The 13,044-nt window shown below is 47.3% G+C and carries 8 protein-coding genes; 6 read left to right on the top strand and 2 right to left on the bottom strand.

Annotated elements, in window-relative coordinates; all coding sequences use genetic code 11:
* Positions 1 to 73 precede the first annotated feature (73 nt).
* The gene (locus L6H70_RS15210; RefSeq protein ID WP_236334513.1) at positions 74 to 1,456 is read right to left on the bottom strand and encodes a glycosyl hydrolase; all 1,383 of its coding nucleotides are present in this window, start codon (positions 1,454 to 1,456) and stop codon (positions 74 to 76) included.
* Positions 1,457 to 1,829: 373 nt separating this feature from the next.
* Positions 1,830 to 2,663, bottom strand: a complete 834-nt coding sequence (locus L6H70_RS15205) for a helix-turn-helix domain-containing protein (RefSeq protein WP_236334511.1) — start codon at positions 2,661 to 2,663, stop codon at positions 1,830 to 1,832.
* A gap of 137 nt (positions 2,664 to 2,800) precedes the next feature.
* Between L6H70_RS15205 and L6H70_RS15200 the strand changes: the two genes are divergently transcribed.
* The 6 genes from L6H70_RS15200 (at position 2,801) to L6H70_RS15175 (ending at position 12,983) form a co-directional block, all read left to right on the top strand.
* On the top strand, positions 2,801 to 5,263 hold the full coding sequence (locus L6H70_RS15200; protein WP_236334509.1) for a beta-mannosidase: 2,463 nt from the start codon (positions 2,801 to 2,803) through the stop codon (positions 5,261 to 5,263).
* A gap of 42 nt (positions 5,264 to 5,305) precedes the next feature.
* Positions 5,306 to 6,529: a glycoside hydrolase family 130 protein gene (locus L6H70_RS15195; protein ID WP_236334506.1), complete on the top strand. Its 1,224-nt coding sequence runs from the start codon at positions 5,306 to 5,308 to the stop codon at positions 6,527 to 6,529.
* A complete protein-coding gene (locus L6H70_RS15190; protein ID WP_236334504.1) occupies positions 6,529 to 9,117 on the top strand; it encodes a glycoside hydrolase family 2 protein in 2,589 nt (862 codons plus the stop codon). Before L6H70_RS15195 ends, L6H70_RS15190 begins: the two co-directional genes overlap by 1 nt.
* A 378-nt stretch (positions 9,118 to 9,495) precedes the next feature.
* Positions 9,496 to 10,359 carry an ABC transporter permease gene (locus tag L6H70_RS15185; protein ID WP_236334726.1) on the top strand — a complete coding sequence of 288 codons (864 nt, stop codon included), beginning with the start codon at positions 9,496 to 9,498 and terminating at the stop codon, positions 10,357 to 10,359.
* A gap of 12 nt (positions 10,360 to 10,371) precedes the next feature.
* Positions 10,372 to 11,265: a carbohydrate ABC transporter permease gene (locus tag L6H70_RS15180; RefSeq protein WP_236334502.1), complete on the top strand. Its 894-nt coding sequence runs from the start codon at positions 10,372 to 10,374 to the stop codon at positions 11,263 to 11,265.
* A 71-nt stretch (positions 11,266 to 11,336) separates the two neighbouring features.
* Positions 11,337 to 12,983, top strand: a complete 1,647-nt coding sequence (locus tag L6H70_RS15175) for an extracellular solute-binding protein (RefSeq protein ID WP_236334500.1) — start codon at positions 11,337 to 11,339, stop codon at positions 12,981 to 12,983.
* The last annotated feature ends 61 nt before the right edge of the window (positions 12,984 to 13,044 follow it).

The following is a 13,044-nucleotide window of genomic DNA, read 5'->3' as shown; positions in this document are numbered from 1 at the left end:
AAAGACGCCATTTCCGGTTCGCTCCGAAATGGCGTCTTTGCTTTTCTTACAGAAAGTAATCAGGAAACAACTATTATTTCAATGCCGGCAGTAGATCGCGGGTTACGGTGTTGGAGGCATTATACAGACTTTTTATCTGATCTGTTGTATTGCTGCTGAAGGTAAGCTCCGCCCAGCTCATTGCAAATGCCCAGCGGGGCTGTGAGGCAAGCACCGCGGAGGTCGGTAGCTTGTCGCATTCGCCGATTGCAATCGGTTTACCACCTGCTATGCTTAGAGCTGTATTGTATTTTGCGGTGGTAAAACCATCCGCATTATAGACATCAAGCGCGAAAATATCAAAATAGCTGCTACCAGGATTATAGGTACTCCAGTTTAGGTCAAGATCCTGCATATCCCATACCCACACCAGATTGGTCAGCCCTTTAGTATTGACCAGATAATCATGCGTCAGCCGGTAAAGGGCCGCTGTTCCATTTGTTCCTGGTCTGCCTGCCCACCAAAATACACCCTGGTTCATCTCATGAAAGGGCCGGAACAGGACGGTTACATTGTTGTCCTTAAGATATTGCAGATACTGGGCATAATTGTCGAGGCGGGCTTTCCACGCTTTGTTCAAGGTGCCGCCGTTTGTGATCAGATCACTCCACTGCGCATCGCTCAAGTGGCTGACCACTCCGCCATCCCAGCTGCCGGGCTCGGACTGTATCGGAGGGACGACATGCAGCATAATATTGACAATTGCTCCGTTATCCCACTGTTTTTTGGCCTCGTAAATCATTGTCCAACGATTGGCGACATCGTTTGAGGAGAACAGGAAGTCTCCGCTCCAGAGTGCGGGATAGCGTCCTGCAGTCGTATTCATCTGGTTGGTCTGAAGGGCCGGATTGGAGTTGGGCTCGCGGTTATGGATGCCGAGAACGGTACTATTGCCGGAAATCCCCTTCAAATAATCCAGTACACCAACCTTGGAGGAGCTTCCGTACACTTCGAATTCGTAAAGAGAATAGCCATAGGCGGTTGCTCTGCTGAAAGCGTACATTTTGACATAGCGGGCTTTGACCGGAGTGAAGTCAATGGTGGACACGCCTCCGGTGCCATTGTAGTTGGAGTGTACGGTAAGCCACTTGGAATTGTCATTGGATACCTGAATCTGATAGCCCTTGGCATAGGAGGCTTCCCACTTAAGGACGACACTTGAAATCTGCTGCGAACTGCCGAGATCGACAATAATGTGCTGCTGATCAGAAAAAGCTGATGACCAGCGGGTATTTCCGTTGGCATCCACCGCATTGCTTCCAGGGTAACTGGAGCTTTCGGTGGAAGAGACCGTTACCGGACGTCCGTACGCCAAATTTGTAGCGGCTGAGACATTCCCTGGCGCGAATGAAATCCCTGCCATAACCATTGCCACGATTACTAGCATAATCAACGACTTACTCGACTGGATCCTCATTAAACACTCCTCCTTGATATCGCTTACATTTCGCTTTGATTATATTTCCGGAAAATTTTTAAGTCAACAAAAATAAATTAAATAATTAAATAAATTCAAATAATATAATAATTTATTATATATATAATTAAAAAAAGTTGAGAGAGGGTCTTTGGAGATAGAGCAAATTATGAGGATGATCAGGAAAGAAGGCTGGGAATGCAAGTTGGAGTTGAAGTCACAATATTTGGGTTGGGGTTGATGCCGGGTATGTAGGCGTGGGGGGGAGGATTTATTATCTCTGCTTTGGTCACAGGATTTAGCGTACCGATTCATACCGATTTAGGGACCCGGCTGTGCCCTACACTAATCGGTTCGGTCCAAGGGATAACTGTTATGGGGAATGGCGGGCGCGGAACTCCAGCGGCGTAACTCCAAAGCTGCTTTTAAAGAGATGATAGTAATGGCTGAGGTTGTTAAACCCGCAGGATAAGGAAATTTCCGTAATGCTAAGATTGGTGGTCGCGAGCAGATGTTTGGCGTATTCCAGCCGGAGTCCGTTAATGTATTCAACGGGAGTCGTAGAGAGCCGGTTTTTGAAGACCCGATTGATGTGTCCCGGACTGCGTCCGGATAATTCGTACATTCGAGGAATGCCCTGGATGAAGTTGTCCTTGCGCTTCATTTGGATCAGCAGGGATTCCAGCCACAAGGGAAGCGGGTCCTCCTGTTTATGCTGAAATTGCCAGAAATAATGAATCAGCAATTCAACCAGCACAGCGCGCAGCAAACCCCGAGACTTATCCCCGGCGAGGCCAATATGTTCAAGGCGGTCCTTCAGCTGCTCCTTTTCCATGGGGGACAGAATAATGCTTGGAGGGAGCGAAGGTGATAACAGGCTATCTGGATGAATAGCGTCTCCCAGAAAAGCAAAAACAGTATCCATGGCCTGCTTGGTGCAGCAGATATTAATAAACTCCATATCGTAATCACCCTCCTGCTCATAATAATGAACATCATCAGGACGGATGAAAACCAGCGTTCCTTCGGCAATGGGAAGGGAGGCCCCATTCACGATGTGGAGCGCCCGTCCCCGGGTCACCAGAAACAACTCGAAAAAATCATGGGAGTGGATGGGAGAGGCGTGCTTGAGCGAAGAGACGGTAAAAAAATGTGACTCCGTATCTGTTCCCATATGAGACTCCGCGGTATATTTGAAGATTTTCATCAACTTCTCCTCCTCTTGAATGATGTTAAAATACCACAATAAACATGAAGGCACAAGACAAGTAATGTAAGGATTAGCTTGTTACACTATTCTACGACAAGAAGTAATAACACAATGAGGATGGTGTTTGAACAGCTATGAATATATTGGATTTAGGCGGCGAGTGGTCCATGAGGCCCTGCGGGGAAGCGGAATGGATCGGGGCCAATGTGCCGGGCTCCATGTATCTAGATTTGCTGAATGCCGGAAGAATGGAAGATCCGTTCTTTCGGGAGAATGACCGCGAGGCTGTCCGGTTATCAGAATACGATTATGAATATGAGAAACGGTTCGTCTTGAGCGGGGAATTTCTGGAGCAAGAACGATTGATTTTACGTTTTGAGGGACTGGATACACTGGCGGATATAAGCCTCAATGGTATCGCGATTGCTTCTACAGACAATATGCACCGGTCCTATGAATTTGACGTAAAGCCTTTCTTATCGAAAGGCGAGAACGTTCTACGTATTATCTTCCATTCTCCGCTAAGCTATATAAGGGATAAGCAGAACGATAATCCGATCTGGTCCACTAACGGGACTAAGGGATTTCAATACCTGCGCAAAGCGCATTACATGTTTGGCTGGGATTGGGGGCCAACACTGCCGGATATGGGGATTTGGAGGCCAGTCTCCTTAATCGGATTATCGGATGTCAGGCTGGGCGAGGTATATGTAACCCAGCACCATGAGGTTGAAACTGTAAAGCTGGATATCCGGGTAGGCCTGGAATATGCACCATCCCGCCCTGTAGTTGCCCGAATGAATCTTTTATCCCCGGAGGGTAAGAGTATCGAACTGCAGCAATGTGAAACTGGGGAACAGGTTGTACATTTTGTGGCAGAGATAACAAGTCCCCAGCTATGGTGGCCGAACGGTTTTGGCGGACAGCCACTTTACCGAATTGAGGTTGCTTTAACCAGTGGTGATCAGATTCTGGATCAAAGAGAACTTCGCATTGGCCTGCGTACGATTACCGTCAACCAGCAGGAGGACGAGTGGGGCAAAGGGTTCGCCTTTCAGGTGAACGGATACGACATTTTTGCAATGGGCGGCAATTATGTGCCTGAAGACAATATTATTAGACGGGGTACCCGTGAAAAGACTGAACGGATCATCCAGGACTGTATCGCCGCAAATTTCAACTGTATACGCGTGTGGGGCGGGGGGTATTATCCGGACGATTATTTCTATGATTTATGCGATGAATATGGCCTGCTTGTCTGGCAGGATCATCTATTCGCCTGTGCCGTCTATGATTTCACAGAGGCATTCGAAGCCAATATTACTGAGGAAATTACCCAGAACATGAAACGGATCCGTCATCATGCCTGTCTCGCGCTGTGGTGCGGCAATAACGAAATGGAATGGGCCTGGGTGGATTGGGACATTAACCAGTCTTTGAAGCTGAAAGCCGATTATATCAAGCAGTTTGAATATGTACTTCCGAAAATCGCCAGGGAAGTAGATCCGGGCACATTCTATTGGCTGGCATCTCCAACCTCGTTCGGCGGATTTGACCGCCCGAATAATCAGGATTTCGGGGATATGCATGACTGGAGTATCTGGCATGGCCGCAAACCGTTCACGGATTTCCGCAACCGCTATCCGCGGTTCATGTCCGAGTTCGGGCTGCAGGCGTTTCCTTCACTAAAAACCGTCGAGACCTTTACGCTACCCGGGGACCGGAATGTATTCTCTCCAGTAATGGAGAACCATCAGAAGCATGAGGACGGCCTGTCGCCTATGCTGCACTACATGTCACAATATTTCAAGTATCCCAAAGATTTTGGTTCTTTCCTGTACACTTCCCAGCTGATACAGGCTGAAGGGGTAAGGTATGGAGTGGAGCACTGGCGCAGAAACAGGGGAAGATGCATGGGAGCTGTGTATTGGCAGCTGAACGACTCCTGGCCTGTCGCTTCATGGGCAAGCCTGGATTCCTTCGGCCGGTGGAAAGCACTGCATTATATGGCGAAACGGTTTTATTCTCCGGTTCTGGTGTCTGCTGCTGAAGAGGGAAGCCGGGTATCTCTGCATGTCAGTAACGAGACATTCACAGAATTAAAGGGCAAGTTAGTTTGGAAACTGCGGGATGCCGGCTCGGTCATTATTTTATCCGGTGAGCTTGAAGTGTCTGCTGCACCATTATCTACTGCTCTTTGCTGTACTCTCGACTTCAGCAGCCGGCTTGACTCTGACGCCCAACTGCGTTCGCACTACTTGGAATATAGTCTGGAGGCAAGCGGAAAGGTGCTAAGCTCGGGTGTTAACATATTTGTCCCCGCCAAGCATTTTAGCCTTGCTCCTGCTGAGCTGAAAGTCCGTATTTCCGAGCAAGACGAATATTATGAATTTGTAATGACCTCTTCCGGCTTCGCCATGTTTGTGGAACTGGATTTAAAAACGGCGGATGCGGTTTTCAGTGACAATTACTTTCATTTGTCTGCCCATGAAGAAAAGGTAATTACAGCATCCAAAGCAGGATTCTCTACATGTTTAACCCCTGAAGAATTAAGAGAACAGCTTGTTGTGCGCAGCCTGATAGACAGTTACGTATAGCACTTGCGAATACATTGCCAAAAAACGTCTTGGGAGGACACTATGAAACCACAATTCCGCTATTTAGACAAACCTGTACTGGAGCCTGTTCCAGGCTGCAGCTGGGCCGACAAGATGGTACTGAACCCAGCGATCGTTAAAGACCCTGCCTCAGACACCATCCATATGCTGTTCCGTGCCACCGGCCCTTGGCCGCAAAAACGCAGGGAGGGCTGTCATGATCCTTATCCAATCTTCCTGGGTTATGCAAAAAGTGAAGATGCAGGAGAAACCTGGGATGCCGATTTCTCAAGACCCGCGCTGGCTCCCGCACTGGGGTATGAAGAGGATGAACTGTATATCACAGATAGTAAAGGGAATAAAGTATGGAATTATGCCAATGGCTGCATCGAGGATCCGCGGATCTTTGAAATAGAGAATGAGCTGTACTTAACTGCTGCCTGCCGGCCGTTTCCTCCCGGTCCTTACTGGCTTAGTGATCAGGACCCTCCAGTAGTGACACGTTACGAGTATATTCCGGATTGGGTTATGCAGGGCAGTGAAGAGGATCCCTTCCTGCAGACTGCACGTGTGAACGATACGGTAACAGTGCTTTATAAACTCGATTTGGAACAATTAAAGCAGGGGAATTACGATGCGTCCTTCCAATATGTAGGGCCGCTTACTGAAGGGCATGTCAGTGATAACCGAGATGTGTTTTTATTTCCGGACAAAATGATGATAGAAGGCAAAGAACAGTATCTGATGCTGCACAGGCCGATGAATGTGCTGCCGTTTGATCAAGGCGAGGAGGTGCAGAAGCCTTCAATTTATCTGGCTGCGGCTGAATCTATCGAAGATTTTGCCTCACCCAAAGCTACACACCGGCTGCTTGCTGCACCTGTTTTCGATTGGGAAGAACACCGGGTTGGTGCCAGCTGGCCGCCGCTGAAGCTCGATAATAATGAATGGCTTGTAGCTTATCACGGCAAAAAGAATGTTGAGTTTGGGTATACACAATCTTTCATGATCATTAAAGAACAAGCCAATGATTTTCCGGTAGTGGTTCACCGCTGTCCGGACCGGCTGATGTATGCAGAAAGGGACTGGGAAATGCCTTCGGATTATCCTACACCTTGTCTGTTCACGACCGGGGGGATTGTTGTGAATGGGGAGCTGATGATGTCTTATGGTGCTGCTGATCAAAAGGTCGGCATCGCCTGGGTGCCATACGATCAATTGGTCTCTCATATCCGCAAATTCAATGCCGCAGGAGAATACATCTGATGAGCCAGGCTAAAGTGGTTCAACTGGAGCTGGCGAGTGGCTGGAGAATGCAGGGGTTCGAGCCGGGAGCGGCACCGGCCGACTGCTCACGCCTTTCGTTTGATGACCGTTTCTGGATGGCTGCCGAGGTGCCGGGGGATGTGCATTCAACACTAATCAAGCGGGGGATTATTCCTTCGCCATACTATGGACACAATGACCAGTCCTCGCGATGGATCGAAGATAAAGAGTGGTGGTATAGAACCTCTTTTGAGTATTCGCCCCAGAGTATAGAGGAGCGGAGTGAGTTAACCTTCAAAGGATTAGACACTCTGGCTGTTGTGTATATTAATGGTTTGGAAGCCGGCAGAACAGACAACATGCTGATGTCCCACAATTTCGATGTCACGGGTCTTATTCAGCCGGGGCGGAATACTATTGCTGTAAGATTTGATCCGCTTGCTCCTTATTACAAAAAATTCGAACCGCTTCAGTGGTCCTCTTATACGAAAGAACGTCCCTGGATACGCAAAGCGGCTATGAACTTTGGCTGGGATTGGGGCCCGAGGATGGTAACCGCCGGTATTTGCGGACCCGTGGTTCTCACTGTCTGGAACAAAGCGAGACTGGAGAACGTATACGCCAAAACACTACAATTTGATCAGACCCGTGCGGATATTGCCTTGGAAGCGGAGGTTCAAATTGGGGGCAGAAGGAGCTGGGAAGACTATTTCAACAAGAACGAGGGTGTCAAATATACCTGCCGTTTTACACTAGTGGATCCTTCCGGTAAGTTAGCCGCTTCAGCAACTGCTTCAATGAATGCCCAGATACGAGACCGTTCGCTAAAGCTTGAGGCCGTTCTGGCAGTGCCGGATCCTCTGCTATGGTGGACCCATGACCTGGGAACTCCCGCTCTATATGAGCTGCAGACAGAGCTGTCCGCAGGAGACAAGGTTTTGGACGTGCGTAGCGAACGCTTTGGCATCAGAACGATTGAGCTGCAGACACAAACAGCAGAAGGACAACCGTCATTTACATTTTTACTCAACAAGGTTCCGGTCTATGCCAAAGGTGCAAACTGGATTCCTGCCGATCACCTCATAGGAGCCATTCCGGATGATAAGTATGCTGATTTAATCGAACTCGCTGTCTCTTCACATATGAATATGCTACGTGTCTGGGCTGGAGGCATCTATGAGAAGGATATTTTCTATAAGGAGTGCGACCGGCTAGGTATATTGGTATGGCAGGACTTCCCTTTTGCCAATGCACTGTACCCTGACTTTAATCGCAATTTTATGGAGAATATAGCCCGGGAAGCGATCGATAATATCAAGCGTTTGCGTAATCATCCTTCCCTGGCGCTCTGGTGCGGAAATAACGAAATTGACTGGCTGTATGATATGAAATTATCGGCGGGAGATATTAACTGTCCTTTCTATGGCAGACGGATCTATCATGAGTTGCTGCCCAGTCTGCTCTCCGTTTGGGATGACAGCAGGCCTTATTGGCCTTCCTCGCCTTTTGGAGGCAATGATGCCAATGATCCGGAGATGGGTGACCGTCATAACTGGCAGGTATGGCATGGTTCCGTATATCCGCGCAAAGCGGGAGAAGTGCCGGTTATCGATTACACCGTGGAGGGAGTCAGCTTCAAAAATTTCAAAAACGATCAGGCCTTGTTCAGCAGTGAATTCGGGCTCCATGCTTCTGCTAATCGTTATACATTGGAAAAGTATATTCCAGAGGGCCATTTTTATTTGGGCAGCGAAGAAATGGCTTATCGGAATAAGGATACCAATCATAAAAAAGGTCTGCTGTTAATGCAAGGTTACACAGGAATACCCCGTAATATAGAGGAATATTTGAATTATTCCATGCTGACACAGGCCGAGGGTCTAAAGTATGGGATTGAGCATTACAGAAGATTAAAACCGCATAATAGCGGCGCTTTGATCTGGCAGCTGGGAGATTCATGGCCCGGTACAAGCTGGTCGTTGATTGATTATGAGCTGATGCCGAAGGCTTCTTATTACTATGCCCGTACGTTCTTTCATCCGCTTCTTCTTAGTCTGGTATATGATGAGGAGGATGATGTGAAGATTTGGATCGTTAATGACAAACTGGAAGCCATGAATGGGCAGGTTAGGCTGGAGACTTACGACTTTTCGGGACGGCTGCTGTATTCCCGGGATACCGATGTAGACGTTCCGGAGAACAGCTCCCTTCAAGCGGCTGTGTTCAACAAAGAACAGCTGTTAAACGGAAATCCGGTATCGAGGACTTTTGTCCGGTTATCGGCTTCCGGTTTCGCTGCGCCGGAGAATACTTATTATCTGTGTGATCCCAAAGACATTGAACTACAAGCCGCAGAGCTTGAAGTTCAAATCGAAGAAACGTTCGGAAGAGTCACGGTTACAGCTGTAGGCAGTTTGGTTCGTATGGTGAAACTAGAATTACCTCTCGAGCACATCCGCTGCAGTATCAATTACTTTGACCTGCTGCCTGGGGAGTCCAAAGTGGTGGAATTCACAGATCGTCAGGGCCGGCCAGTGTCACTTGAAGGTCTGAGCGTATCGTCATTGAACGGTCAATTAAAAAGCTGAGTATCCCTAACGCAGTAAAGCCTTCAAAAGACAAGAACATATTGTCTTTTGAGGGTCTTTTTTATAATGAAAACCTTCAGCAGACGTAATTTCTGCTATTTTTCGTTGATTTCTATACTAGTAAAGGTATGAACTGGCGAATTTCTATCCTTGTACGCATTTGACGCTCATAAACAAACCGTAATTCCTGTAATTTATCATTGCTGTGCTCTCTACTGGGATTATGAAGGTCCTTGTAAACTTAATACAGAAGCAAAGAACAAGCTGAATTCAGCGGGGGGTGCATGAGAGATGAGAACAGCAACGAATAAAAGTACAATATACAAACGGGAAAGGGGGAAATTATACGAGTTGTCCAGACAGTGGGAGCTTCAGGTTATGGTTCTCCCCGCCGTTATTCTGATCTTTATATTCAGTTATTTACCGATGTACGGGGTCCTAATGGCATTTCAGGATTATAACATCTTTGAAGGAATGGCCAACAGTCCATGGGTAGGCTTGAAGCATTTTGAAATGTTCTTCCAGTCTCCGGAATTCTCAAATGTAATGCGCAATACGATCGTCATCAGTCTGCTGAAACTATGTATCGGCTTTCCGGCTCCCATCATCCTTGCTTTATTTCTGAATGAAGTAAACCGGATGTGGTTTAAGAGGTTGACCCAGACCGTCAGCTATCTGCCTCATTTTATGTCATGGGTCATTATTTCAGGGTTTGCTGCTTCTATTCTTGCTGTGGATAACGGCAGCCTGAATCTGCTGCTTGAGAAGACAGGGTTGATTGACGAGCCGATCAATTTCCTCTCTACTTCAAAGTATTTCTGGGTAATTCTCGCAAGTGCTAACGTGTGGAAGGAAATCGGCTTTTCTAGCATCGTCTATCTGGCTGCCATCGCTTCTATTGATCCGCAAATTTATGAGGCGGCTGCCGTTGACGGTGCAAGCAGATTTAAGCGGATGTTCATTATCACGATTCCGAGCATTATGCCTATTGTTATGGTGTTTTTTGTACTCGCTATTGGGAATCTGTTAAGCGCCGGCTTTGAAGACATCCTGCTTCTGGGGTCAAGTCCGGTGGTGCAGGATGTGGCTCAGGTTATCGATACCTATGTCTACAAATATGGCATACAGAGTTCCAGATTGTCTTATGCCACAGCAGTGGGATTGTTCAAATCGGCAATAAGCGTTGTGCTGCTATTCGGAGCTAATAAAATGGCAAGAAAATACGGCGGCGGCCTGTGGTAAGGGGGGATAAGCTTGAAGCTGACTAGAGGCGACAAAACTTTTATAAGCCTGATATATTTCTTTCTGATCTTGCTGCTGTTTGCTGCATTTTATCCGTTCTGGAATGCACTGGCTATCTCCCTGAATTCAGGGACAGATACAGCGCACGGAGGAGTCACCTTCTGGCCGCGTGACTTTACGTTTGACAATTACCTCTTTGTACTGAAAAATGATGCGCTACTGCACGGTTTTATGATCTCTGTTATAAGAGTAGCAGCGGGTACAGTACTGTCACTGTTTTTTACTGGGCTGTTTGCCTACGCGATGTCCAAGAAGATCCTGATCGGGCGCAAAGCCATAATGATTTATTGTATTTTCACCATGGTGTTCAGCGGGGGCTTAATTCCTGCTTTTATTGTAAACCGTAACCTGGGGCTGATGGACAATTTCTGGGTGATGATTATTCCGTCCATTGTAAGTGTCTGGAATATGATCGTCTTCCGCACGTTTTTCGAAGAACTGCCGCCGGAGATGGAGGAATCGGCAAAAATGGACGGCTGCGGGTACTTCGGGACATTTTTCCGGGTGATTCTGCCGCTTAGCAAGCCGGTATTTGCAACACTGGGCCTCTTTACGGCCGTCTATCACTGGAATGACTGGTTTACAGCCAGCATCTATATCAACAATCAAAATCTGAAACCCATTCAGACCATCCTGCAGCAGGTTTTAAGTTCCACAGTAATGATGGAGCAGATGGTAAATTCCAATGCATCGGCACAGGAGTTCATGCAGCGGACCCGGTCCGTAACCAACAAATCTATTACAATGACCACGATGATCGTAGCTACCCTTCCGATTGTGTGTGTCTATCCTTTTCTTCAGAAGTATTTTGTCAAAGGTGTAATGATTGGAGCTGTTAAAGGGTAATCAGACTGCTCTGGCAAGATTCCGGGGATTGTAGCGACAGCTATTCCTATAAAAAAGATGGAGGGGTTCATTTGAAGAGATCAGGTAAGTGGTTCAACGTATTGGCTGTTTCTTCCGCTCTTATTCTTACCGTAACAGCTTGTTCCGGCAATAACACCAAGGGTACGGCCAATGTAGAGACAACGAACAGTTCAGCGCAGGAGGGGAGGCAGGCCGTGGTCCTAGGTCAGAGTGATTTCAAATATACATTCTACGGAAATTATGACTGGTATACCGCTCCCGGAGAATGGGGAAAGGATGCGACCTCCAAGTGGATCCTCGACAACAAAAAAGTGACGATGGAGGTCATTACCTCTGACGGTGCGGCCGCACAAAAGCTGAATACGATGATAGCCTCAGATACACTGCCGGATGTCATCTGGACGGACAAGTTTGGTACGGATTATGAACGCCTTCGTGCAGCAGGTCAGTTGGTTCCCCTGGATGATTATCTTGATAAATATCCGAATCTGAAAAGACTGGTCGGGGAAAGCACGCTGAACATGCTCCGGGCTTCGGATGGCAAGCTGTATCAGATTCCTAACTGGTATTCCAACAAGCCTCTTGGCAATGCGGGATGGATGATCAACAACAAGATTTACAAGGCGCTGGGCTCCCCGAAACTGGAGACCTATGACGATCTTTACAGCTACCTCAAGCTGGTTAAGGAGAAATATCCGGATGTCACTCCGCTTGACCTGAACAAAGGCGCAGAAGGCAACATCTTTATGTATTCCGGCTTTGCGGAAGGGCGTCTGCCAACATATGTGGAACAAAAAGCCTATATTGAAGGGGATACCTTCAAATCTATTTATAAAGATCCGGTATATGCGGAGACGGTGAAATATATCAATAAGCTGGTGCAGGAGAAGCTGATCTCACAGGATCTGCTGACCCAAAAGGAAGATCAAATCAAGGAGAAGCTAAATACCGGAAAAATTGCGGTGCTGGTCGCTTATGATGTGACAGAGCCTTCAAACACCAATGAGCTGGAATGGAAGAAAAATGACCCGGAAGCCGATTATGAGGTGATTTGGCCGGTTCACAAGGCAGGTTTGGATAAAAATAAGATCATTAACAATCCTTATAGTACCTTGGGCTGGAACGTCTCCTTAATTACGAAAAGTGCTAAAGATCCAGAAGCTATATTCGCCTTTTATGACTGGATGGCCAGTGAAGAAGGTCAAAATGTGCTCTGCTTCGGGCCTCCGGGATGGCTGTGGGATGAGGTGGATGCCGAAGGTTCTCCTATTGCCAACGAAAATTGGACGACCGTATCGGATGATGAAAAGACAGCTGCCAAGCTGTTTGACTGGAACTATGTCGGGAATAGCTCTTTTGTAGATAGTTCCAAGGGGAAAATCGAAATGACACTGCCTGAAGACAAACGCAATCAGACTGCAGTTGCCCAGATGAATGTAACCTGGAAAACAACGCAGGATACTACTGAATTTGGAGGCATTACTCCTCCATCGGATTCGAATGAAGGCCTCATTGCCCAGCGTGTCAATGACATCTACACAGAAACCTTCGGGAAGATTATGTTTGCCAAAAGTGAAGCGGAAATCGACAAGCTTATTGAATCCGGCTACGAGCAATCGATGAAAGTAGGACATCAGGAACTGATGGATTATCTGCAGACCAAATGGAAAGAAAATAAAGAAAAACTGGGAAAATAAAAGATGAAGGTCTCAGTTCATCACTGAGGCCTTTTTCCACTAAGATAGTCCAGGCCAGGCA

Source organism: Paenibacillus auburnensis (genome assembly GCF_927798115.1).
GTDB lineage: Bacteria > Bacillota > Bacilli > Paenibacillales > Paenibacillaceae > Paenibacillus_AQ > Paenibacillus_AQ auburnensis.
Note: the sequence above shows the minus strand (reverse complement) of the source record. Positions and strands in the feature narration are given on the sequence as shown.